The organism is Neglectibacter caecimuris, assembly GCF_034335015.1.
Lineage (GTDB): Bacteria > Bacillota > Clostridia > Oscillospirales > Acutalibacteraceae > Acutalibacter > Acutalibacter caecimuris_A.
Map to the genome: position 1 here is coordinate 472,084 of NZ_JAWXXK010000004.1, position 23,878 is coordinate 495,961.

22 protein-coding genes and 1 pseudogene are annotated in these 23,878 nt (G+C 52.4%); 19 read left to right on the forward strand and 4 right to left on the reverse strand.

The genetic code is table 11. The features are described from left to right. Window positions 1-37: 37 nt before the first annotated feature. The 16 genes from mfd (at window position 38) to U8T64_RS08640 (ending at window position 16,771) form a co-directional block, all read left to right on the forward strand. On the forward strand, window positions 38-3,511 hold the full coding sequence (gene mfd / locus U8T64_RS08565; protein ID WP_322182838.1) for a transcription-repair coupling factor: 3,474 nt from the start codon (window positions 38-40) through the stop codon (window positions 3,509-3,511). A gap of 61 nt (window positions 3,512-3,572) precedes the next feature. Then, the gene (locus U8T64_RS08570) at window positions 3,573-3,971 is read left to right on the forward strand and encodes an SRPBCC family protein (RefSeq protein ID WP_322182839.1); all 399 of its coding nucleotides are present in this window, start codon (window positions 3,573-3,575) and stop codon (window positions 3,969-3,971) included. Window positions 3,972-4,350: 379 nt separating this feature from the next. Further along, entirely contained in the window at window positions 4,351-5,493 is a 1,143-nt protein-coding gene (locus U8T64_RS08575) for a hypothetical protein (RefSeq protein ID WP_322182840.1), read from the forward strand. Between the two features lie 258 nt (window positions 5,494-5,751). Next, the gene (locus U8T64_RS08580; RefSeq protein ID WP_322182842.1) at window positions 5,752-6,078 is read left to right on the forward strand and encodes a hypothetical protein; all 327 of its coding nucleotides are present in this window, start codon (window positions 5,752-5,754) and stop codon (window positions 6,076-6,078) included. Window positions 6,079-6,083: 5 nt separating this feature from the next. Continuing rightward, window positions 6,084-8,099 (forward strand): V-type ATP synthase subunit I, encoded by a 2,016-nt coding sequence (locus U8T64_RS08585; protein WP_322182843.1) that lies wholly within the window; start codon window positions 6,084-6,086, stop codon window positions 8,097-8,099. Continuing rightward, entirely contained in the window at window positions 8,100-8,594 is a 495-nt protein-coding gene (locus tag U8T64_RS08590; protein WP_322182845.1) for a V-type ATP synthase subunit K, read from the forward strand. A 54-nt stretch (window positions 8,595-8,648) separates the two neighbouring features. After that, entirely contained in the window at window positions 8,649-9,245 is a 597-nt protein-coding gene (locus U8T64_RS08595; RefSeq protein ID WP_322182847.1) for a V-type ATP synthase subunit E, read from the forward strand. Between the two features lie 71 nt (window positions 9,246-9,316). Continuing rightward, a complete protein-coding gene (locus U8T64_RS08600; RefSeq protein WP_322182849.1) occupies window positions 9,317-10,282 on the forward strand; it encodes a V-type ATPase subunit in 966 nt (321 codons plus the stop codon). Continuing rightward, window positions 10,275-10,595, forward strand: a complete 321-nt coding sequence (locus tag U8T64_RS08605) for a V-type ATP synthase subunit F (RefSeq protein WP_322182850.1) — start codon at window positions 10,275-10,277, stop codon at window positions 10,593-10,595. The genes U8T64_RS08600 and U8T64_RS08605 overlap by 8 nt, the downstream gene beginning before the upstream one ends. A gap of 52 nt (window positions 10,596-10,647) precedes the next feature. Beyond that, window positions 10,648-12,420, forward strand: a complete 1,773-nt coding sequence (locus tag U8T64_RS08610) for a V-type ATP synthase subunit A (RefSeq protein ID WP_322182852.1) — start codon at window positions 10,648-10,650, stop codon at window positions 12,418-12,420. Continuing rightward, on the forward strand, window positions 12,420-13,793 hold the full coding sequence (locus tag U8T64_RS08615; RefSeq protein ID WP_322182854.1) for a V-type ATP synthase subunit B: 1,374 nt from the start codon (window positions 12,420-12,422) through the stop codon (window positions 13,791-13,793). Before U8T64_RS08610 ends, U8T64_RS08615 begins: the two co-directional genes overlap by 1 nt. 6 nt (window positions 13,794-13,799) lie before the next feature. Next, window positions 13,800-14,456: a V-type ATP synthase subunit D gene (locus tag U8T64_RS08620; protein WP_322182856.1), complete on the forward strand. Its 657-nt coding sequence runs from the start codon at window positions 13,800-13,802 to the stop codon at window positions 14,454-14,456. A gap of 82 nt (window positions 14,457-14,538) precedes the next feature. Next, complete coding sequence (gene rd / locus U8T64_RS08625; RefSeq protein WP_322182857.1) at window positions 14,539-14,697, forward strand: rubredoxin; 159 nt, start codon at window positions 14,539-14,541, stop codon at window positions 14,695-14,697. A gap of 138 nt (window positions 14,698-14,835) precedes the next feature. Then, window positions 14,836-15,342 (forward strand): GNAT family N-acetyltransferase, encoded by a 507-nt coding sequence (locus tag U8T64_RS08630; RefSeq protein WP_322182859.1) that lies wholly within the window; start codon window positions 14,836-14,838, stop codon window positions 15,340-15,342. Window positions 15,343-15,356: 14 nt separating this feature from the next. Then, entirely contained in the window at window positions 15,357-15,815 is a 459-nt protein-coding gene (locus U8T64_RS08635; protein WP_322182861.1) for a GNAT family N-acetyltransferase, read from the forward strand. A 44-nt stretch (window positions 15,816-15,859) separates the two neighbouring features. Then, window positions 15,860-16,771 carry a sugar phosphate isomerase/epimerase family protein gene (locus U8T64_RS08640; protein WP_322182863.1) on the forward strand — a complete coding sequence of 304 codons (912 nt, stop codon included), beginning with the start codon at window positions 15,860-15,862 and terminating at the stop codon, window positions 16,769-16,771. Window positions 16,772-16,857: 86 nt separating this feature from the next. Here the strand turns inward: U8T64_RS08640 and U8T64_RS08645 are convergent. From U8T64_RS08645 to U8T64_RS08655, 3 genes and pseudogenes are all read right to left on the reverse strand, one after another. Beyond that, window positions 16,858-17,354: pseudogene (locus U8T64_RS08645) on the reverse strand (pyridoxamine 5'-phosphate oxidase family protein). A 33-nt stretch (window positions 17,355-17,387) separates the two neighbouring features. Further along, on the reverse strand, window positions 17,388-18,122 hold the full coding sequence (gene pnuC, locus U8T64_RS08650; protein WP_322182865.1) for a nicotinamide riboside transporter PnuC: 735 nt from the start codon (window positions 18,120-18,122) through the stop codon (window positions 17,388-17,390). A gap of 679 nt (window positions 18,123-18,801) precedes the next feature. After that, the gene (locus U8T64_RS08655) at window positions 18,802-20,001 is read right to left on the reverse strand and encodes a murein hydrolase activator EnvC family protein (RefSeq protein WP_322182867.1); all 1,200 of its coding nucleotides are present in this window, start codon (window positions 19,999-20,001) and stop codon (window positions 18,802-18,804) included. Between the two features lie 225 nt (window positions 20,002-20,226). On the opposite strand from U8T64_RS08655, the gene U8T64_RS08660 reads away from it, so the two are divergent. The 3 genes from U8T64_RS08660 to U8T64_RS08670 are packed head-to-tail and all read left to right on the forward strand — an operon-like array spanning window position 20,227 to window position 22,759. Then, window positions 20,227-20,469, forward strand: a complete 243-nt coding sequence (locus tag U8T64_RS08660; RefSeq protein ID WP_322182869.1) for a FeoA family protein — start codon at window positions 20,227-20,229, stop codon at window positions 20,467-20,469. Beyond that, on the forward strand, window positions 20,459-22,534 hold the full coding sequence (gene feoB / locus U8T64_RS08665) for a ferrous iron transport protein B (RefSeq protein ID WP_322182871.1): 2,076 nt from the start codon (window positions 20,459-20,461) through the stop codon (window positions 22,532-22,534). The genes U8T64_RS08660 and feoB overlap by 11 nt, the downstream gene beginning before the upstream one ends. A gap of 54 nt (window positions 22,535-22,588) precedes the next feature. Continuing rightward, window positions 22,589-22,759: a FeoB-associated Cys-rich membrane protein gene (locus tag U8T64_RS08670; RefSeq protein ID WP_322182873.1), complete on the forward strand. Its 171-nt coding sequence runs from the start codon at window positions 22,589-22,591 to the stop codon at window positions 22,757-22,759. Window positions 22,760-22,888: 129 nt separating this feature from the next. Here U8T64_RS08670 and U8T64_RS08675 read toward each other — a convergent pair whose 3' ends face one another. After that, a complete protein-coding gene (locus U8T64_RS08675) occupies window positions 22,889-23,647 on the reverse strand; it encodes a hypothetical protein (protein WP_322182875.1) in 759 nt (252 codons plus the stop codon). Window positions 23,648-23,878: the final 231 nt, after the last annotated feature.

The following is a 23,878-nucleotide window of genomic DNA, read 5'->3' on the forward strand; positions in this document are numbered from 1 at the left end:
ATAGATACCTGAATTTTGAAAGGAACTGCCATCGCCTATGAAACTGATCAGCAATGGGCTGAAGCAATGGCCAGAATATGCCGCCCTGTCCCGGGCGGTAAAGGAAAACGCTTTCCCCGGAGCCGTTACCGGGCTTTCCGGGATCCATAAATGCTGCGTGATCAGCACGCTTTGCGAGGAAACCGGGAAAAAGGCCCTGATTTTGGCCGCCGACGAGGCGGAAGCTCAGCGCTTCTGCGAGGACTTGCAGGCACTGGGAAGAAGCCCTGTTTTTTTCCCGTTCCGAGATTTCGGCTTTCGGGACGCCGCCGGAACCTCTCACGAATACGAACGGCTGCGACTGGAAGCGTTGACAAGGCTCCTGAGCGGCTCCTGCGACTGCGTAGTGGCCTGTATCGACGCGGCGCTGCAGTATACCATGGGTCCGGAGGAGCTAGAAAAGCGCCTGTTTCACCTGGAAGCGGGCAAGGAAACTGAAATTGAAGAGCTGTTGTCCGCCTTGGTCGCCTGCGGCTACGTCAGAGAGGAACAGATCGAGGGCCCAGGCCAGTTCAGCCGCCGGGGCGGCATTGTGGACTTTTTTTCTCCCGGCAGTCAAAGCCCAGTGCGGGTGGAGTTCTGGGGAGACGAGATCGACTCCATCTCCTATTTTGACACCGCAACACAGCGCCGCACCGATCCGGTGGACACGGTAACGCTGGCCCCCTGCGTGGAGGTGATCCCCGATGATCCGGCTGCGCTGGCCGCTAAAATTGAAAAGCTCGCTTCTTCTCTGCGGGGGAAAGCCGCGCCGAAAGCAAAAGAAATTTTACAGTGCGAGGCGGAAAAGCTGCGAAACGGGCTGCACCTGGGCTCCCTCGATAAATTTATCACTCTCATCTATCCGGAAGCCTGTACCCTTTTTTCCTATTTTTCGCCGGAGGACAGCCTTCTGTTCTTTTCAGAGGGCAACAAGCTGAAGGAGAGAATGCGCACCGTCTTGTGGCAATGGGCGGAGGATCTGAAGGCGTATCTGGCGGAGGGGATCCTCTGCAAGGGGCTGGAGCTCTACACCGGTTCCTGGGAGGACGCTTTATCTGTTTCTCAGAAGATCCCTTCCCTATATCTGGATCTTTTTGCCAGGGGCAGCTATGAGGTACCCACCAGGACCCTTTTGAACATGACGGCCCGTCAGCTTCCTGTCTGGGGCGGCGGCACGCAGCTTTTGGCGGAGGATCTCTCTTCCCTACTTTCCCAAGGCCGGGCCTGCGTGGTGCTGGCCGGCACCGCCAGAGCCGGAAAATCCCTGGTGGAGGATCTGAAGCAGGCCGGGCTTCCCGTCTCTTATCTGGAAGCCCCCTCCACTGCCGCCAGGGGAACCGTCACTGTCACGGAGGGAACACTTTCCGCAGGCTTTGACCTGCCCGGCGGCGCTTTTGCCCTGATCACCCATGGCAGGCTGATGGCGGCAAAGGTCAAAAAGACAAAACGGGGAAAAAACAGCAAGGAGATCTCCAACCTCTCCGAGCTTTCTCCCGGAGATTACGTAGTACATTCCGCCCACGGCATCGGCGTGTTTGAAGGGATCCACAAGCTGGAAATGAACGGGATCGTCAAGGACTATATCAAGGTGCGCTACGCGAAAAACGACACCCTGTATGTTCCCGTCACCCAGCTGGACATGGTTTCCAAATATATTGGCCCCCGGGAGGACGCAAATGTCCGCCTGAGCAGACTGGGCGGCACTGATTGGCAGCGGCAGAAAACGAAGGTGCGGGCCGCCGTAAAGGATATCGCCAAAGATCTGATCCAGCTTTACGCCCAGCGCATGCAGCAGGAGGGCTACGCCTTTCCGCCGGACGGAGAATGGCAGTTTGATTTTGAATCTCATTTCGAGTTTGAGGAAACGGAGGATCAGCTGCGCTGCGTCAATGAGATCAAAGACGACATGGAACGGAATGTTCCCATGGATCGGCTGCTCTGCGGCGATGTGGGCTTCGGTAAAACAGAGGTTGCCCTGCGGGCAGCCTTCAAGTGCATCGCCGCCGGAAAGCAGTGCGCCATATTAGTCCCCACCACCATTCTGGCCTGGCAGCATTATCAGACCATTCTACGGCGGATGGAGGGCTTCCCTGTAGACGTGGAGCTGCTTTCCCGTTTCCGCACCCCCAAGCAGCAGGAGGAGATCCTGAAAAAGGTAAAGCGAGGCGGCATCGATATCATTGTGGGCACCCACCGGCTGGTATCAAAGGACGTGGCCTTTCACGACTTGGGCCTGGTCATTATCGATGAAGAGCAGCGCTTCGGCGTGGCGCAGAAGGAGCGGCTGAAATCCCTGTGCAAATGCGCCGATGTGCTCACCCTTTCCGCCACCCCCATTCCCCGCACGCTGAACATGGCCCTCTCCGGCATTCGGGATATGTCGGTGATCGAAGAAGCGCCCTTAGACCGGCACCCGGTACAGACCTATGTGCTGGAATACGACACCGGCGTGCTGTATGACGCTATTCGGAGGGAGCTGCGCCGGGGCGGGCAGGTATATTACCTGCACAATGATGTGGCCTCCATCGCCCGGGTGGCCGCCCGGATCCAGCAAAGTATTCCCGAGGCCCGGGTAGGCGTTGGACACGGAAAAATGAACGAGGAAGAGCTTTCAGAGATCTGGCGGCAGCTTTTGGACCACGAGATCGATATTCTGGTCTGTACCACCATCATTGAAACAGGGGTGGACGTGCCTTCGGCCAATACGCTGATCATAGAAAACGCCGACCGCATGGGGCTTTCACAGCTGCACCAGCTGCGGGGCCGGGTCGGGCGCAGCAACCGCCGGGCCTATGCCTACCTGACCTATGCCCCCAATAAGGTGCTGACGGAGATCGCCCAGAAGCGGCTTTCCGCCATACGGGAATTCACGGAATTCGGCTCCGGCTTCAAGATCGCCATGCGGGATCTTGAAATTCGCGGCGCGGGAAATATTCTGGGCGGCGAACAGCACGGGCATATGGAAACAGTGGGCTATGACCTGTATATCAAGCTGCTGGGAGAAGCGGTGAGCCTGATGAAAGGCGAGGAAGCCGTTCGCCCGGTGGACGAGGGCTGCCTTGTGGATATGCAGATACAGGCCCATATCCCGGAGGACTATATCAGCAGCACCAACCTGCGGCTGGATGTATACCGGCGCATTGCCGAGATCCGAAACGCGGAGGACGCCATGGACGTTACGGACGAGCTGATCGACCGGTTTGGAGAGCCGCCCGCTTCCGTAAAGGGCCTGCTGGACGTAGCGCTGCTTCGAAACACCGCCTCTCAGCTGGGGCTTTCGGAAATCAAGCAGCAGGGAGACGCCCTGTTCCTTTATAAAAAGGAATTCGACCTGGAGCAGGTGGGCAAGCTGATCCGGGCCATGAACGGCAGAGTGATGCTCAGCGCGGGAAGCCGCCCCTATATCAGTGTAAAAATCGGCACGCAAACGCCCCTGGACGCGCTTTCCGATATCCTCAGCGCCATGGAGGCTTCAGAGCTTGGCAGTTAGTTGTTAGTTGTTTAGAAGAAGGACCGCGTCCGCTGAATTGGAATTTGAAAGGAAAATAAAAATGGCAATTTCAAATATAAAAGAAATGATCAGCAGCGATATTCACAAGGTTTGGGAAACTGTTCTGGCTGTCGATGCCTATAGCACATGGCGCAGCGATATCAGTAAAACCGAGGTCATAAATCAGGATCAATTTATTGAGTACACAAAGGAAGGATATCCCACCAAGTTTACCATTACCGCTGTGGAACCATATAAACGATGGGAGTTTGATATGGAAAACAGCAATATGAATGGGCATTGGATCGGTACTTTCACTTCCAAAGGAAAGGAAACTCAAATTGACTTCACGGAATGTGTCACCGCCAAAAAGCTGATCATGAAGCCGTTTGTAAAAGCATTTTTGAAGAAGCAGCAGATGCAATTTGTCAGCGACTTAAAGAAAGCGTTAGAGCGGTAAATTGAAGCCTTACTGATAAACAGCAGGAAGCCCTTGCCTCCCCTAAACTAGAACCCCTCAGTCACGGCTTTGCCGTGACTGCTCCCTTTCAGGGGATCCAAGGGTAAGTGCTAAACTATAATTTACCCGCTCCTGCCTTGCCCTTCATTGCTAATTGCTTATTCCTCATTGCCCATGATATTTGCCCTTTTTTTGATTGCGCTGCGAAGCAGCGCCTCCACCATCCAGCACCCAGCATCTAAAATATCTGCAACCCTGAAATTTCTTCTAAAACTTTTTCCCTTATTTGCTGTAGACAAATTCGGGAAAATGCGATATAATATTTCTCGTTCTGTGCAGCTTGCTGCAAATTCCACATTTTTGAAAGGCATGATATTTTATGAGAAACACTTTGAAAAAAGCATTTGCCGCCCTTTTGGCCGCGGCTCTGTGCCTGAGCCTTGCAGGGTGCTATGACGAAAATAAGACCTGGGCAGCCAAGAAAGGTGACACCACTCTTCCCATTGGCAGCTATATCTACTATTTGAACAGCGCTTATTCCGAGGCCATGGCGAAGGTGCCCTCCGGCGATGAGGTAGTGAAGGCCACTATCGAGGAAAAGGACGCGGAAACCTGGATCAGAGAACGGGCGGAAAGCTATTTGAGATCCTTCTACTTCGTCAACGAAAAATTTGACGAGCTGGGTCTGGAGCTTACGGAGGACGACATCGCCTCTATCGACAGCAATACAGACAGCTTCTGGTCCTATTATAAGACCGGCTTTGAGGGAATGGGCATTGCGAAAGAATCTTTCCGCACCGCTTTTACCCTGTACAACACCCGGCAGGAAAAGCTTATGTACGCCATGTACGGCAAGGACGGCGAGCTGGAGCTTTCCGATGATGACCTGAAGGCTTATGTGACGGAGAATTATTACAATTACCAGTATTTCTCCGCTTCCCTTTCTACCACGGACGACGACGGGAATTCCCAGGATCTGACCGATGAGGAAAAAACCGCGCTCAAAACCAAGCTGGAAGCCTATGTAAGAGATATCAATAAAGGCGATATGACGCTGGAAGAGGCTGCCACGGATTACGCTGAGAAAGAGTTGGGCGGCGCCGACAAAACTACCTATTCCGCTCCCTCCCCCACCCAGATCACCAATTTGAACGAATCGATCCGTACCGGCATAGAAAGCGTAAAGGATAACGAGGCCGTTTTTGTAGAGACTTCTTCCTCTTACTTGGTAATTTTTCGTCTTCCCATTGCCGATGGCTTTTCCGATATGATCGCTGAGGAGAGCGGCAGAAACAGCCTGATCTCCAGTATGAAGGGGAAAGAATTCTCCGAATATGTTTTGGAGCAGGGTAAGTCCACCGAGGGCATTGAGATCAATGAGGCTGCTCTCAAGAGCGTCAAGCTCAGCTCTATGATAAACGATAACAATAAGAACGGAACCTCCAGCGCTTCTTCCAGTGAAGCTTCTGATGAAAATTCTTCCGTGGAAAGCAGTGCTTCCAGCACTGGTTCTGATTCCTGATCACCTGACTTTTAAGGGGCGGTTTTTACCGCCCCTTTTTTCTGTAGAAAAATACAGAAAAAGACAAAGAAACGACACTGTCTGAAAAATACCAAAAAGAGGGGTTTCCCTTTTGACATTCCTTTCCAAAAGGGATATAATAATTTATTATACCTGAATGGGAAGGCGGTCTCTCCGCTTTCCTGAAACACAGGCCCCTATTCCCTGTTTTTCGTTCTTTCAGCGGATCATACAGGTAAGACTGGAGGTGAAAGGAATTTGGCAAAAGAAACCATGCAAGCCGTCAATGAGGCGGAAAAATCAGCTCATCAGACGGTAGCGCATGCCAAAGAGGAAAGTGAACGGCTTTTGGCGGACGCTCAGGCACAGGGAAAGAAGCTGATCGCTGACGCGGAGAAGGAAGCCAAAAAAAGAGCCGATGTGCTCTGCGGCGTAGCCCGTGCCGACGCGGAAAAGCAAAAAGCGCGTTCTGCCAAAGAGACAGAGGAAGAACAGGCGCGCTTGAAAGAAACCGCCGCTGCTTCTCTGCTCCGGGTAGAAGAGGAGATCAAAAAAATCGTACTGGGTCAGTCTGAAAGGAGGTAGCTCATATGGCGGTACTTGAAATGAAGCGCATCAATATTTACGCGTTGAAAAAAAGCCGCAAGAAGCTTTTGGAGCTGCTTCAACGCCGGGGTGTACTGGAACTGAACACGCCGGAGCAGGCCGAAGAATACTTCTCAAAAACCGATACCGATTCCGCCCGGCTCACCTTTGAAAAAAACATTCAGCTTCTGACCGGCGCCGTGGCAATTCTGGATAGCTTTTCTCCGCCAGAGAAGGGATTTCTTTCCATGCTGAACGGCCGAACGCCCATTTCCGTAGCGGACTATGACGCTACCGCGCAGGAGGCTCCCGCCATCACGAAAATTGCGTCCCGTATTACGGCTCTCAGTAAAAAGATCACCGACAGCGAGGCGGAGATCCTGCGTCTCAGCGCACAGATAGACGCTTTAGAGCCCTGGCTGAACCTGGATATTTCCATGCGTACCATCAGCACCAATTCCTCCAGCGTCTTTATCGGCTCCTTTCCGGAGGAGTTGACGGAAGAGGAACTGAAGGCGCGGCTGGCCAAGGCCCTGCCGGAGGTTTCCGCCCTGGAGGCTGAGATCGTCAGCAGCCAGCCCCAGCAGACCTGTGTTTTTCTGGTTTGCCACGGAAAATACGGCATGCAGGTGGAGGCGGCTTTACGGGCGATGGGCTTTACCTACCCCGCCGCCCCCTCCAAGCTTCCTCCCGCCCAGCGGGTAAAGGACTTGCAGGAAAGGATCCACACGGCGCAGACAGAAATTGACGCGGCAAAGGAAGAGATCGTTTCTTTTTCGGACAAGCGGCAGGCAATGCTGTTTACCACGGATTATTATACGATGCGCGCCGAAAAATACCGGGTTCTGGGAGAGCTGTGGCAAAGCCCCCATGTGTTCCAGGTAACAGGCTATATTCCCGCCGAGGATGCGTCCGCGCTGGAGCAGGAGCTGGAAAGCAAATTCCAGGCCTGCGTGGAGCTGGAGACCCCCGATGAGGACGAAAACGTGCCGGTAAAGCTGAAAAATAATTTTCTCGCTGCTCCCGTGGAGGGCGTGGTAGAGGGATACAGCCTGCCGGGGAAGCATGAATGCGACCCTTCCTTTATCATGTCGCTTTTCTATTATGTGTTGTTTGGCATGATGCTTTCCGATGCGGCTTACGGCCTTTTGATGGTGCTGGGCTGCGGGTTTGTGCTTTGGAAATTCAGAAATATTGAACCGGGGCTGAGAAAATCGCTGAAGATGTTTTTCTACTGCGGCATTTCCACCACCTTTTGGGGTGTGATGTTCGGCGGATATTTCGGAGACGCTGTTCCCGTGATCGCCAAAACGTTTTTTCATTCTGATTTTACGATCCCGCCCCTGTGGTTCGCGCCGCTGGACGACCCCATGCGGCTGTTGATGTTCTCTTTCCTGCTGGGCGTCATTCACCTGTTTACCGGGCTTGGCGTACAGTTCTATCAGCTGGCAAGACGCAAAAAATTCGCGGACGCGCTGTACGATGTGGTGTTCTGGTATTTCCTGGTAGGCGGCCTGATCCTGCTGCTGGTGTCCACGGAGATGTTCCAGGATATGGCGGGATTGAGCCTTGCCATGCCCCCCTTTGTCAGTACCCTGGCTGCGGTTTTTGCCGGCGTTGGCGCTGTGGGCATCGTTCTCACAGCCGGAAGGGAGTCCAAAAGCATCGGCAAGCGCTTTCTGAAAGGGCTGTATGGGCTCTACGGCGTTTCCAGCTATCTCAGCGACATTCTTTCCTATTCCCGTTTGCTGGCTCTGGGGCTTGCCACCGGAGTGATCGCCACGGTATTTAACCAGCTGGGCAGCATGATGGGCGGCGGCGTGTTTGGCGCGATCTTCTTTATCATCGTATTTGTAATAGGCCATGTGCTGAACCTGGCCATCAATCTGCTGGGCGCGTATGTCCATACCAACCGGCTGCAGTACGTGGAGTTCTTCGGCAAATTTTATGAAGGAAACGGGCGCAAATTTGCGCCGTTTACCGCAAATACAAAACATTTCAAAATTACGGAGGAAAAGTAAATGAAATTCGATTGGAACACTATGGGTATCGTTTTTGCCCTGACGGGCGCTATTCTTGCCACCTTCATGGGCGGCATCGGCTCCGCCATCGGCGTGAGCATGACCGGCCGGGCCGCCGCGGGCGTTGTGACCGACGATCCCAGCAAATTCGGCAAGGTGCTGATTTTGCAGCTTCTGCCTGGCACCCAGGGTATTTACGGACTGCTGATCGGCTTTGTCACTCTGACCCAGATCGGTATTATGGGCGGCTCTTCCGAGATCAGCCTGATCAAGGGGCTGCTGTATCTGGCCGCCTGCCTGCCCATGGCCATTGTGGGCTGGGTTTCCGCCCTGCAGCAGGCAAAGGCTTCTGTTTCCAGTATTGCTCTGGTCGCCAAAAAGCCTGATCAGTTCGGTAAGGCTATGATCTTCCCCGCCATGGTCGAGACCTACGCCGTGTTCGCGCTGCTGATCTCTATCCTCGCTATTTTCGGCATCAGCGGTCTGGCTCTGTAAAAAGCCCTGTCTGCCCGCAAGCCATTGCGGAGAACATGAGGAAGGAGCAATACCATGACCGGACTGGAAACCATACTCAGTCAAATCAACAATGATGCCCGGCAGGAGGCAGACGAACTGCTGGCCTCCGCCAAGGAGAAGGCCGGCGCCATTCTGGCCTTCGCCAAGGAAGAAGCCGACAAAAAGACTCAGGATATTCTGGAAAACGGTGAGAAAAAAGCCCAGGATATACGGGAGAGGGCCGCTTCCGCCGCCGAGCTCGCACGCCGCAACGCCATGCTTGCTTTTAAGCAGCAAATGATCCGCGATACGATCGACAATACCAGGACCTCTCTGGAGGCTTCTCCGGACAACGAGTATTTTGCCATGCTGCTGCGGCTTGCCGCCCGCTTCGCCGGAGAAGGCAAGGGAGAAATGCGCCTGAACCGGCGGGATCTGGAGCGTTTGCCGGAAGGCTTTGAGACACAGCTGAAACAGGCTGTCCCTCAGGCGGAGATCACCATTTCCAAGACACCCTGCGATATCGAAAACGGCTTTCTTCTTGTATACGGCGGAATTGACATCAACTGTACCTTCCGGGCTATCTTTGAAGAAGCGGACGGTGAGCTGCGAGACATTGCCAGGAAAATCCTTTTCCCCGCTGCCCGCTAACTTAGCCAGAAGGGCGGATCGGTGGTTTCGCCCCTCTATTCAAACCAAGAGAAAGGAAGTAAGCCATAATCATGAGCAATGATTATATCTATGCGGTGGCCAGGGTACGCTCCAAGGAGCTTTCCCTGCTGAGCCGTCAGGACATAGACCAGCTGCTTTCCTGTAAAACCTATGAGGAGTGTCTTCGCGTTCTCCACGATAAGGGCTGGGGTTCCGGCACGGAGGAATCCGCGGAAGCTTTGCTGGCGGCTGAGGAAGAAAAAACCTGGGCCTTTATTCGGGAGCTTACCGAAGATCTCTCCCCCTTCAGCCCACTGCTTGTTCCCATCGACTACAATAATTTGAAGGCCGCTATCAAATGCGTTGTCACCAATACGGAACCGGCCGATGTATTTTTACCCGGCGGCGCCATAGAGCCGGAGATCATGCTCCGCTGCGTGAAGGAGAACGATTTTTCCCCGCTCCCCTCTGCCATGGCGGAAGCGGCCGATCAGGCCTACCACACCCTGCTGCATACAGAGGACGGTCAGCTTTGCGATGTTATTCTGGACCGGGCCTGCCTGATAGACGTGCGGGAAAAGGGCAAGGCCGCCGGCCATGAGGTTTTGGAGCAGTACGCCGAGCTGTTGGTGGCGGTTTCCGATATCAAAACGGCAATGCGCGCCTGTAAGACTAAAAAAAGCAGGGCGTTTCTGGATTCCGCCCTGGCCCCCTGCTCCACTCTGGACCTGAACGAGCTGGCAGCGGCGGCCTGCAAAAACCCGGAGGACATTTTCTCTTATCTTGCGGCTACGCCCTACAGCGAAGCGGCGGAACGGATGAAGGAATCTTATTCCGCTTTTGAGAAGTGGTGTGATGACCGGGTCATGGCCTTGATCCGGGAGCAAATATCGAACCCCTTTACAGTAGGCCCCCTGTTCGCCTATGTTCTTGCCAGACGAAGCGAGATCGGCAGCGTGCGGATCATTCTTTCCGGCAAGCTCAACGGGCTGGACGAGGGCATGATCCGGGAGAGGATGAGAGACACCTATGTATAGGATAGCAGTATTGGGAGACCGGGACAGCATTTACGGCTTTGCCTCGTTGGGGCTGGATATTTTCCCTGTTTCCGACAGTGAAGCAGGCGCCCGCACCCTGCGGAGCCTGGCAGAACGGGACTATGCCGTCATTTATATCACAGAGGCTCTCGCGAAAGAGCTGGAGCCGGAGCTGGAGCGTTATCGGGAAGCTCCCCTGCCCGCCGTGATCCCGATCCCCGGTGTGCGGGGAAATACCGGCATGGGGATCCGCATGGTAAAGAAATCTGTAGAACAGGCCGTTGGTTCCGATATTATTTTTAACGAAAAATAAGCCTTGCTCCAAGCAGCAAGCAATTAAATTTTGAAACGGGTGATCGAGAAACATGAGTAAAGGCACCATTAAAAAAGTCGCCGGGCCTCTGGTTATCGCCAAGGGGATGCGAGACGCCAATATGTTCGACGTGGTACGCGTCAGCGATAAGCGCTTGATCGGTGAGATCATCGAGATCCACGGCGACGAGGCCTCCATTCAGGTCTACGAGGAGACCTCCGGTCTTGGCCCCGGCGCTCCGGTGGAATCCACTGGAGAACCATTAAGCGTAGAACTTGGGCCCGGCCTGATCAGCAGTATTTACGATGGAATTCAGCGCCCGCTGGACGATATTATGAAGGTTTCCGGCAACAACCTGCAGCGCGGCGTGGAGGTACCCTCCCTGAAGAGGGAAACCAAATGGGAATTTGTGCCCTGCATGCAGGCCGGAGATCCTGTGACCGGTGGCGCGATCATCGGCACCGTGCAGGAAACCGAGATCGTTTCCCATAAGATCATGGTTCCGCCCGGGATCGTGGGAACGCTCAAGGAGATCCGGACCGGCAGCTTTACGGTTACGGAAACCGTTGCCACGGTGGAAACACCGGACGGGAAGGAGGTTCCCGTCACCCTGATGCAGAAGTGGCCGGTACGCCGGGGTCGCCCTTATCAGGAAAAGCTTTCTCCGGACATGCCCCTGATTACCGGCCAAAGGGTTATTGATACCCTCTTCCCCATTGCCAAGGGCGGCGTGGCCGCTGTTCCCGGCCCCTTCGGCAGCGGCAAAACAGTGGTGCAGCATCAGCTGGCAAAATGGGCCGAGGCCGATATTGTGGTTTATATCGGCTGCGGTGAACGGGGAAACGAAATGACCGACGTGCTAAACGAATTCCCCGAACTGGTGGATCCGAAAACCGGCTATTCCCTGATGAAGCGCACCGTGCTTATCGCCAACACCTCCGATATGCCTGTGGCAGCCCGTGAAGCCTCTATTTACACCGGTATCACCATTGCCGAATATTTCCGGGATATGGGCTATTCCGTGGCACTGATGGCGGATTCCACCTCCCGCTGGGCTGAGGCCCTTCGGGAAATGTCCGGACGCCTGGAGGAAATGCCCGGTGAAGAGGGATACCCCGCCTATCTGGGCAGCCGCCTTGCGCAGTTCTATGAACGGGCCGGACGGGTCATTACCCTGGGCGGCGAAAACCGGGAAGGAGCCCTTTCTGTGATCGGCGCGGTTTCCCCTCCCGGCGGTGATATTTCCGAGCCCGTTTCCCAGGCGACCCTGCGCATTGTCAAGGTGTTCTGGAGCTTGGATTCCTCTCTTGCCTACAAGCGTCATTTCCCTGCTATCAACTGGCTGACCAGCTACTCTCTGTATCTGGATACCATGGAGTCCTGGTTCGTTTCCCATGTATCTCCGGATTGGGTCACGCTGCGCACCCAGATCATGCGGCTTTTGCAGGACGAGGCCGAGCTGGACGAGATCGTACAGCTGGTAGGTATGGATGCGCTTTCCGCCCCTGACCGCCTGAAGCTGGAGGCCTCCCGCTCGATCCGCGAGGACTTCCTCCATCAGAACGCTTTTGACGAGGTGGACACCTACACCTCTCTGGAAAAGCAGTATGATATGATGCGGTTGATTCTGGAATACTATGAGAAATCTCTGGAAGCGTTAAATGGCGGCGTGGATATTGAAAAGCTGATCACCCTGCCGGTCAGAGAGCAGATCGGGCGCTTCAAATATACTCAGCCCGACAAGCGAAAGGAAACCTTTGAAGCGGTTTCCGCGCAGCTGGAAAAAGAACTCGACGAATTGAAGCAGACAAAGGAGGACTTCTAATGCCTAAGGAATACAGAACGATCCAGGAAGTGGCCGGTCCTCTGATGCTGGTTCGGGACGTGGAGAACGTGACCTACGACGAGCTGGCGGAGATCGAGCTCTGGAACGGAGAAAAGCGGCGCTGCAAGGTGCTGGAAATCAACGAGGGAAACGCCCTGGTACAGCTTTTTGAAAATTCCACCGGTATCAATCTTTCCAATTCCAAGGTGCGCTTCCTGGGCCGCAGCATGGAACTGGGGGTCAGTGAGGATATGCTGGGCCGTGTTTTTGACGGCCTGGGCCGTCCCATTGACGGCGGGCCGGAGATCCTGCCCGACCGCCGGGACGATATCAACGGCCTGCCCATGAACCCGGCTGCCCGAAACTATCCTCAGGAATTTATTCAGACAGGCGTTTCCGCCATCGACGGCCTGAACACTCTGGTTCGCGGCCAGAAGCTTCCCATCTTCTCCGCCAGCGGCCTTCCCCATGCCCAGCTTGCCGCGCAGATCGCCAGGCAGGCCAAGGTACGGGGAACTAACGACCCCTTTGTGGTGGTGTTTGCCGCCATGGGTATCACCTTCGAGGAATCCAACTACTTTATTCAAAGCTTCCAGGAAACCGGCGCGATCGACCGCACCGTAATGTTTGTGAACCTGGCAAACGACCCGGCGGTAGAACGTATCGCCACACCTCGCATGGCTTTGACTGCGGCAGAGTATCTGGCTTTTGAAAAGAATTACCACGTGCTGGTCATTCTGACCGATATCACAAACTATGCCGACGCCCTGCGGGAAATTTCCGCCGCGCGGAAGGAAGTGCCCGGGCGCCGGGGCTATCCCGGCTATATGTACACCGACCTTGCTTCTCTGTACGAACGGGCCGGCAGACAAAAGGGGAAAAACGGCTCCATTACCCTGATCCCCATTTTGACCATGCCGGAAGACGACAAGACCCACCCCATTCCTGACCTGACCGGTTATATCACCGAAGGGCAGATCATTCTGAGCCGTGAGCTGTACCGCAAAAACGTGGCGCCGCCCATCGATGTGCTCCCCTCCCTGTCCCGTTTGAAGGACAAGGGCATCGGCGAAGGAAAGACCAGGGCCGATCACGCCAGCACCATGAACCAGCTGTTTGCCGCCTATGCCAGAGGCAAGGAAGCGAAAGAGCTGATGGTGGTTTTGGGCGAGGCAGCTTTGACAGAGATCGACAAGCAGTACGCTCAGTTTGCGGACGCCTTTGAAAACGAATATGTTTCTCAGGGCTATACCGCCAACCGGGACATTGAGGAAACGCTGGATATCGGCTGGAAGCTGCTTTCCATTCTGCCCAGAAGCGAGCTGAAGCGTATCAACGATAAATTCCTGGATCAGTATTACGGAAAGGTGTGATGACCCTTGGCAGGCACACAGGTAAATCCCACCCGTATGGAGCTGACGCGGCTGAAAAAGAAGCTGGTCACGGCTACCAAGGGCCACAAGCTGCTGAAGGATAAGCGCGATGAGCTGATGCGGCAGTTTCTGGAAAAGGTTCGGGAAAACAAAGCTTTGCGGGAACGTGTGGAGCTGGGCATTCAGGCTGCCAATAAAAATTTCCTGCTGGCCCGTGCCGGAATGCAGGACGAGGTGCTGAACACCGCCCTGCTGGCGCCGAAGCAGAAGGTCAGCCTGGAAAGCGGTGTGGAAAACGTGATGAGCGTGGAGATCCCCAAGTTCACCTTCAAAACGCGCACCCCCGATGAAAACGATATGTTTTCCTACGGCTTTGCCTTCACCTCAAGCGACCTGGACGACGCGATCCAGTCTCTCGCGGATATATTTCCCGATATGCTCAAGCTGGCGGAATGCGAAAAATCCTGCCAGCTCATGGCGGCGGAGATCGAAAAGACCCGCCGCCGGGTCAACGCCCTGGAGCATGTAATGATCCCGGACCTGCAGCGAAATATCAAATATATCACCATGAAGCTGGACGAAAACGAGCGTTCCACCCAGATCCGGCTAATGAAGGTAAAAGATATGATGCTGGCACAGGCCCACGGGTACGATACTCTCTAATGTGGAAAATCCGAAAAATGTATTTCTTTCCATTTTTTCGGTTATCCTAACAAAACATTCATTTTATCAGGAGGTACTTTTCATGGAAGCTTATGTATGCGATGTATGCGGCTATCGCTATGATCCGGAAGCGGGAGACCCCGATAACGGGATCGCCCCCGGCACCAAGTTTGAGGACCTGCCGGAGGATTGGGTCTGCCCCATCTGCGGCGTTCCGAAGGATCAGTTCTCGAAGGAATAATGTTTTAAGCGGTTTCCTTTTTGGAAACCGCTTTTCCCTTTCCTCAAAAAATTTTCGGCATAAGAACCTCATTGCGGATAGAAAATTTCTGTGATAGAATTGTGTTGTTTTCAAAATATTTGGAAAGGAGAGAGCGCTGTGAGCAAAATTATTTTGCGCCCTTTTGAACCTGGGGATTACGGCACCTTCGCCTTGTTTTACCGGGAGCTGCACCGGCTCCACGCCAAGGCCATGCCGGAGCTGTTTCGCCCGGAAGCCGGACTGCCGCCGGAAGATGTATTTTGTGAAGATCTGCAAAAGGCTGACCGCAGTATGTTTCTGGCTGAAGTGGACGGTAAGCCTGCAGGAATGTGCGTTGTGATGTGGAAGGAGCTCCCCGATGATCCGCTCTATCCTCTGCTGCCCCGAAAAACCGGCCATATTGACGATTTATATGTTGCGCCGGAATTTCGCCGGAGAGGAATTGCCAGTCTGCTGTATCGAGAGGCGGAACGCCTTGGAAAGGAGCGAGGTGTTTCTCACCTTACGCTGATGGTCTGGTCCTTTAACGAGGGCGCTATGGAGCTATACAAAAAATTGGGGTTCTCCCCTGTTTTGATCAATATGGAAAAGAAGCTGGAAAACAATGCGGGAGTCAATGTGTAATGAATCTACGTGTCTTGACAGAAAAGGATCATAATGTTTTCGCAAAGTTTTTTGCCGATTTACGCCATTCTCATCATGAAGCGCTTCCTCACATTTTTAAGGAAAAGCCATACATTCCCACGGCGGAAGTATTTTCCAAGATGCTCTCAGACCCAAATTGCGTGCTCTTCGGCGCAGAAAAGGAAGGAAAGCTGCTAGGATTTTGTCAGCTCAATTTCAAGGAAAACCCCGATATCCCCGAATATCCCATCCGGCCGGCAAAGATCGCCCATATTGAGGAGCTTTATGTCGCGCCGGAATTTCGGAATCAGGGTGTTGCCACTGCGCTGATTGGTGAAGCTAAGCGCCAGGCACGAAACAGGCATGCCGCAAAGCTGACTTTGATGGTATGGGATTTTAATAAAAACGCGATTGCCCTATACCGGAAGCTTGGTATGACGACCACCTTTTGTCAGATGGAAGAAATGCTCTGACGACCTCTTATTCTATTTATTTTGCAGAAAGGAATGTTCGATTTATGAAGCTTGGAATCATTCAGCCACCTAAGGCAGAAAGCCTGGAGTATGCCAAATCACTGGGCCTGGATTTTGTGGAGTTCGACTGCAACCCTACCGCCTATTTTGGCCAGCCTATGGCGGAAATCACAAAGGAAAAGGAAGCCATTCGCACCGCCAGCCAAAAGACCGGTGTGGAGGTGGGCGCCGTAGGGCGCTGGGCAAGCTCCATTCTTGACAAAGAAGGCAATGTGATCCCCGAGGAATGGGAGGAAGTAAAAGCCGTGATCGATTTTGGCGCCTATCTGGGAGCCAAATATTATCTGTGCAGCGTGGCCTATGTGAAAGAACTCTCTTACTACAAGAATATTACAGCCGCCATCAAAGTGCTGAACCAGATCGTATCTTATGCCAAAGAGCGAAACATGGAGTGTGCCATTGTCAACTGTGTGATGGGTGATAACTACATTCGCACCCCGGAGCAATGGAGGCTGGTGCTGGACGAGGTGCCGGGACTGGGCATCAAATACGACCCCTCCCACAGCTTTGTTCACGGCGGGCAGAACGGCGCTTATCTGGAAGAGGGCCTTGCCTGGGGCGACCGTTTCAAATACTGCCACATCAAGGGCGTGATCCAGCGGGGCGATTCCCGGGAAATTAACCACTGGGCCATGCGCGGCCTGATGACGGCCTATCCCGAGGCCAGGGCCGCTCTGGAAGCTCATATGGGAGAAGAGAAAAATGATTGGTACGATAATCCCCCGGCGGGTATTGACGCCATCAACTGGCGGGCCTTCTTCGCCATTCTCTATAAATACGGCTATGACGGCTATCTGGCCATAGAGCCCCACTCCGCCACCTGGCTTGATGAGAAGGGTGAAAAGGGCATTCGCTACACCATAAAATACATGCGGGAATTGATGATCCTGGATTGACCGCTTCACAAAAACACCTCGGAAAATGTTTCCCGAGGTGTTTTTTGTCAGTACCCGAAATCACTTGGAACTCTGCTTAAAGAAATTCAGGACTCTTTTACCAGCTCTTTTACCAGCTCTTTTGCTTGTTTTCCGCTCATATGCTGAATAGAAAGCTCTAACACACACAGCGTGTTTTGAAATTTCTTGATCTCTTTTTCCCTTTCAACTATCTCAACCGCTGGAGAATATTTTTCCGCCAGAAGACGTATCGCACGCAGAGTCTCCTCGCCCTCCAGAATATGAAGCTTACCGAAAACGATCACGCTTTTGTAACAGGTCGTATATTTTTCCGGAATTACCGTGTCCTGTAAAACTACGCAAAAAGATGCTTTCTCACAGCCCTTGATCGCGTCCACTTTATGGCCTGTCTTCGCGCCATGAAAATAAAGGCAGGAGTCATGATACACATAGCTTAACGGCACAGCATAAGGGTAGCCTTCCTCTCCCAGCAGAGCTAGCACACCGAAACTACCATTTTTCAGGAGTTGTATGCTTTCCTCCCTGCTCAGCAGTTGTTTTTTCTTCTCATTTCCCGGAACATAAAACTACCGCCTTTCTAAAATTATTTTTCCTTCTATTCCTTCCGCTGCCGCTTTCCCATTTTTCTCCAGCTGAGAAAACCGTAAATGTCATTTACAAAAAACAGGAAAAAGCAAACGATCACGGAAATATAGGTGCTGTCTTCCAATACGGCCAGCGTCCACAAAAGGATCAAAACAAGGTCATTGGCCGCATAGGCAAGAGCATAACAAGCGCTGCGGCGAAAGGTCAGATACACCGCCAAAAAGCTGGTGGTGACCGATAGCGTGCTGGGAAGCAGATTGGCCGTGTTGAAGCTTCGCAGAATGAAATAAAACAGCAGGGTGACAATAGCCGCCAGAAAAAGCATGAAGCCAACCTCTCTTTTTTTAAGGCGGTTTACCGTTACCTCAGCCCGGTTTCCTTCATAAGGGTGCCTCAGCCAGGAAATCAGCGCAAACAAAGCCATCGGAGCGGTCATACCCAGATAGGTGATCATTTCCCCGTAATAGGAAAAAGTATAGGAAATCACACCGTAAAGCAGGCTGAACAGGATCATGCAAAACTGTCCGACAGGGTTGCCCTTGGCATTGAGAAGCAAAGAAACCGCCCCCACCAGCGAAGCACACAGCACAAGAACATTTTCCCGGTCAAAAAACAGAAAGGAAAGCAGGATCAAGCCTGACGAGACAGCCCACAGAAGCAGTTCGCCTTTGGAAAAATAGCGCCGCAGTGATTTTAGAACCACCCTTCCCCAGCTATGAATACGGACTCGCATTTTTGAAAGCATAACAAATTTCCCTCCAAAAAAAGCATTCGCCCGCACATCTTCCAAGACCTAACGATGTGCCGCGAATGCTTTTGCATTTCCTACCCGGTGGCAGTTTACTTTATTCTGATTTCACGAAGTGCCTCTCATGGCATATTCTTTCAAAAAGCATATCATAAAAAGAGAGAGCTGTCAAATTTCCTTTCTTTTCCTTACACGAACCTGTTCAGCAATGTGAGTGACTCACAAATAAATTATAGTTTAGCGAACTAGTCGTTAGCTATTAGTTGTTAGTCGTTAGAGAAGAACAAGCTCTCTCCTTTGTCATTCTGAGGAGCATAGAAAGCTATAAGCTTTCTTGACGAAGGATCTCGCCCCTAAAGCCCTTCAAAAAGGCCCGAAGGACGAGATTCTTCGCTTCGCTCAGAATGACGCACCTCGCCGTCGGTCGGGTCGGAAACCAGTCTCCTGCACCCAACAGCTTCACGAGCAGGTGCTGCGGCACGCCGCAAATTCCAATTTATCTGCTTACTAACGGTCGGGCCAGAAGCTGTTCTCTTACACTCGGCAGCTTCACGAGTGGCTGCGGCACCTCGCCGCTAAATTCCAATTTATCTCCCTGTTCCCCAAAACGACAGGTGAAACGTCCTTGATTTTTTACAGCTGGCCGCCCACAACAGGAAAAGAGAAAACTCCTCTTTCATATCCCCAAGTAAGGATCGGGGTCTACCCGCACGCCGTCGTAATATACTTCGTAATGGAGATGGTTTCCGGTGGAGAAGCCGGTAGAGCCCACATAGCCGATGATCTGCCCCTGTTCCACATACTCCCCCACGGAAACAGCCAGGGAGCTGCAATGGGCGTACCGAGTGGCAAAGGTGCTGTTGTGCCAGATCAGTACATTATTTCCCCAGGAATAGTGATAGTCCGCGGCAATGACCTGCCCCGCCTGAGTGGCCACGATGGGCTCACCGTAGTCCGCCCAGATATCCAGGCCCATATGGGGGCCGTCGTCAAAATCATAAATATCCCCAAAATGACCGATCACATGGTCATACCCTACGCCGGGAAGAGGCCAGCGAGGGGTAAAACCCTCGTGCATACCGGGAGTATCTGGGTTGACCAGCATTCCACCGTTTCCGTTGGAGGCCGCTTCCTCATTTTTCTGGCGGATCATCTCCTGGATCTGCTCTTCCAGTTCGGCGTCCTCTTCCTCATTGGCGCTGATGGCATTTCTTGCCTGGGCCTGATCCGCCTCCAAACGGGAAATAAGCTCTTCATTTTCCGCATACAAAACCTTCAGCTCACCCTGGGCAGACTCCAACTCCTTCTTTATTGTGGTTTCCTCCGCCCGCATTTCCTGAAGCCGTTCCCGATCTTCCTTTGTCTTTTCCAGATACTCCTCAATTTTTGTGAGAAGCTGCTGATCGTGCTTTGTCACACAGGATAAAAGCTCCGCCTTCATGGTAAAATCCGTGAAGCTGCTGGAATTCAGCAAAATTTCCAGGGTGCTGATGGTGCCGGATTTGTAAAGCGTATTGATTCGCTGGGCAAAAAGATCGATGGTTGCCTGATGCTCCTTGCGGGAAGCCTCCAGCTTTTTCTCCAAAACACCGATTTCCCGATCCATGACCTGAATGGATTCCCGGGCGGTATCGATTTTTCTCTCCAAAACGCTGATTTTTTCCTCCAGCGTTTTCTGATATTCCAGCGCCTTGGCCTCATCGTCCTTCAGCGTTTCGAGCTTTGCTTCCAGCGACTCGTTTTCCTGACGAAGAGCCTCCTGCCTTTCCTTTACCTCATCGATGGTTTCCGCCATAGCTTGTCCCGGCAGCAGCAGGCACAATACCAGAACTGCCGACAACAGCCGAAACCATTTTCTTCCTTTCGCGCGATTCATATAAAAAGCCTCATTTCCCGTAAAAATTGCCATCGCTGGCAGAGAAAGCCATAAAAGTAACAATCTTGTAATACAGTATAACACAGCTTCCCTTAAAAAGAAAGTTTTTTCTGCAAAAAGGCGAAAAGATATTGACAATTCCCGTCTCCTGCGATAAGTTTTTAACAGGTCAACTAATGATTTTATTTCCCTGTTTTACAATCCTGCCAGGAAAGGAAAAAAGCGATGATCACCTTACAAGAAGCAAAGCCCGGCAGCAGCTACCGGGTGGAGGGTCTTACCCTGCCGATCGATCTGGAACGGCGGCTGGAAGCGTTGGGGCTGATCGAGGGCTCTGAAATTTTTGTTCTGCGAAAGAAGCGGCAGGGCGCGATGATCGTAAAGGTCAGAGGCACCCGCTTTGCGGTGGGCTATGGGATCTCTTCCCATATTTCTGTGGAAAAAGGAGGAACCGGCCATGGCGCATGAGCTGTCTATCGGATTTGTGGGAAATCCAAACTGTGGAAAAACCACCTTGTTCAACGCCTATACCGGCGCCAACCTGAAGGTGGCCAACTGGCCGGGCGTCACCGTGGAGAAGAAGGAAGGCAGCTTCCGCTTTCACGACCAGGAATACCGGCTGGTAGACCTGCCAGGCACCTACAGCCTGACCTCCTACACCATGGAGGAGCAGGTGGCAAGGCAGTACATATTGAGCGACGAGGTCAATGTGATCATCGATGTGGCGGACGCTTCCGCTTTGGAGAGGAATCTCTACCTGACCCTTCAGCTCATCGAGCTGGGGAAGCCGGTGATCCTTGCCCTGAATATGATGGATATTGTGGAGAAGCGGGGCATGGAGATCGACCTGCATCGTCTGCCGGAGATGCTGGGGATCCCGGTGATCCCCGTGTCCGCCAGGCGAAAGACCGGGCTGGATATTCTGATGCACGCCGCTGCCCACCACCAGAAGCACGGCCATGATCTGCCGCTGATCCACCACCACGGGGACGGCGCAGATGAGCCGGAAAGCCGGACAGAGCAAACGCGCCACAAGCACCAGCATCACAAGGAATTTGCCATGGTTTACAGCGATGAGATCGAGGATAAGATCGACCTGCTGATCCCTTTGCTGCAAAAAAAATATCCCGAGCTGCAAAACTATCGTTGGCATGCGTTGAAGCTTTTGGAGCACGATAAGGAAATTTCTTCCCATTATCCGGTGGAATGCCCGGAGGCTCTCGGCAAAAGCTATGAAAAGGAGATCATCAATCAGAAGTACGATTTTATCGATGAGATCATTCAGGAGGTACTGGTAAACAAGGAGAAAAAAGCTGCCGTTACCGACAAGGCGGACAGCATTCTGACCCACAAATGGCTGGGGCTGCCGATTTTTCTATTGATCATGGCCCTGGTATTCTTCCTTACCTTCACCATCGGAGACTGGCTCAAGGGCTATTTTGAAGCGGGCCTGGAGTTCTTTTCCGGCGGCGTGCGGGCCGGACTGGAGGGCCTTCAGGTCTCTCCCCTTATTGTTTCGCTGCTGGTGGACGGCATTATTGCCGGAGTAGGCGGGATCCTCACCTTTTTGCCCAATATTTTGATCCTTTTTCTGGCTTTGGCCTTTTTGGAGGACAGCGGCTACATGGCGCGGGTCGCCTATGTGATGGACGGCATTATGGGAAAGCTGGGGCTTTCCGGCCGCTCCTTTATCCCCATGGTGCTGGGCTTTGGCTGTACCGTTCCCGCCATTATGGCCTCTCGGGCCCTGGAAAACAAACGGGACCGCTATAAAACCATGCTCATTACGCCCTTTATGTCCTGCAGCGCGCGGCTTCCCATTTACGTTCTGTTTTCCCAGCTGTTTTTCTCCCGGCACGCCATGCTGGCGGCCTATTCCATGTATCTTTTAGGGTTACTGGTAGCCATTTTGTGCGCCTTTCTCCTTCACATTTTTGACAGAAAGCACACAAAAGAAAATTCTCTGCTCATTGAACTGCCGGAATACAAGGCCCCCAGCGCCCGAACCATCTTCATCTATGTGTGGGAAAAGGTGAAGGATTATCTGACGAAGGCGGGAACCACCATCTTTATCGCTTCGATCCTCATGTGGTTCCTGCTGAATTTCGGCCCCAACGGGTATTCCGAGGATATGTCTCAAACCTTCGGCTCCATGATCGGGCGGTGGATCGTCCCCTTCTTTGCCCCTATCGGCCTGGGCTTCTGGCAGATCGTGGTGGCGCTGATCGCGGGAATCTCCGCCAAGGAGGTGGTGGTATCCTCCTGTGCCGTGCTCTTCGGCATTTCCAATATCAATTCCGCCGCAGGCATGTCAGCCATTTTAAGCAGCCTGGGCGCTATGGGCTTCGGCCCCCTGAACGCCTATGCCCTGATGACCTTCTCCCTGCTCTATGTCCCCTGCGCCGCCACCCTTGCCACTATCAAAAAGGAAACGGAAAGCTGGGGCTGGACCGGGCTTGTGGCCCTCTTCCAAATCTGCGTCGCCTGGGGCGTCACCTTCCTGGTTTATCATATCGGTTTGCTGTTTGTGTAGCTTTGTTCTGTTCAGCGTTGCCCAATAAATTCAAAATACAGAAGGAGGCTTTCTATGCCCGGAGCTCTATCCACGATCCTGGTCTGTCTTTTGATCGCTTTTGTCCTGTTTCTTTCCCTGCGAAAGCTTTGGAAGGATAAGAAAAACGGAAAAACCTGCTGCGGAGGCGGCTGCCAGGGCTGTACACGCTGCGGAGAAAACAACAAAAAGCAAAAGCTACGCTAAAACAAAAAATTCACCCCATCTGCCGAAGAAGTTCTCTTCTTTCCGGCAAATGGGGTGATTTACTGTATTAAAATGCGGAACCGCATAAAAATAACAGCTTCTATTCCGGTTTATACTTTTACCTGGCTATCAGGAGGCTGTATCACTCTCTTCATTGACATAAGTAATTTGATTCCCTATCTGCAGGGTCACATAGCGGTCAAAGAGTTTGTCGAGTGTTGATGGCAAATCAGTTCCCTCCGCTCTCTCCACGAGCACATGGACCAGCTCTGCCAAAACCTCATCCTCGATTTGTTTCTCTTCTTGCAAGGAGATTAACACCTGAGCCATAAACCGGCTTTTAGCTATGTTTTCAATCCTTTGCTGCGTCATCCATGCAATCCATTCGTCCTGAGTAAATTCAATCTGTGAGCATAATTCCAAATTTTCTTCCAGATCCCTCTGAAATGACTCTGATGCCGAAGCAAACTTTTCTTCCATCTCTTCCTCAGAGGGATAAAGCCCCAAATCTTTGGCCTGTTCATAGGTATAGAGATCTCGTGCTACTTCAAAAATGAGCTCCTTTTCCGTTTTTTCCGGTTTTCGCCAGGTCGGATCTGCTGGATTTCGCTGAATCCGATTTATTGCCTGTTTGTAAATGACCTGATCCCGAGTGATAGGAATCTCCTTATAGTATCCTACCACTGCCTGTCCATTGGAATTTGCAGTATTTATATCAAAGGAAATATCCTCGTTGCAAATTCTTTTATAAGTCTGTCCGGCAATTCGAAGCTCTTTTACAAAGTCGCTCTCCACACCGTTAGCAGAAAATACGGCAGCAGAAATACCGATCCCCAAGACCGCTATCAAAGTGATTGCAAGAAAAAGTTTCTTTTTAATAGTAACCACCCGCCTCTAAAAGAGTTTCTTCCATAAACCAAAAGATAAAAACATTCTAATCTATATGTAATAATATAGTACAAGAATCACAAAAGATCAAGTGCTGATCGGGGGCTTTTGTTGACATAGCCGAATTTCTTTGCTATCCTTTATCCATTTTATGAAAGTAGTTAACCCAATCACCAATCATGTGTATTTCTACGAATCAGACTGGTAGCTGTTCAATGGATATCACTCTCT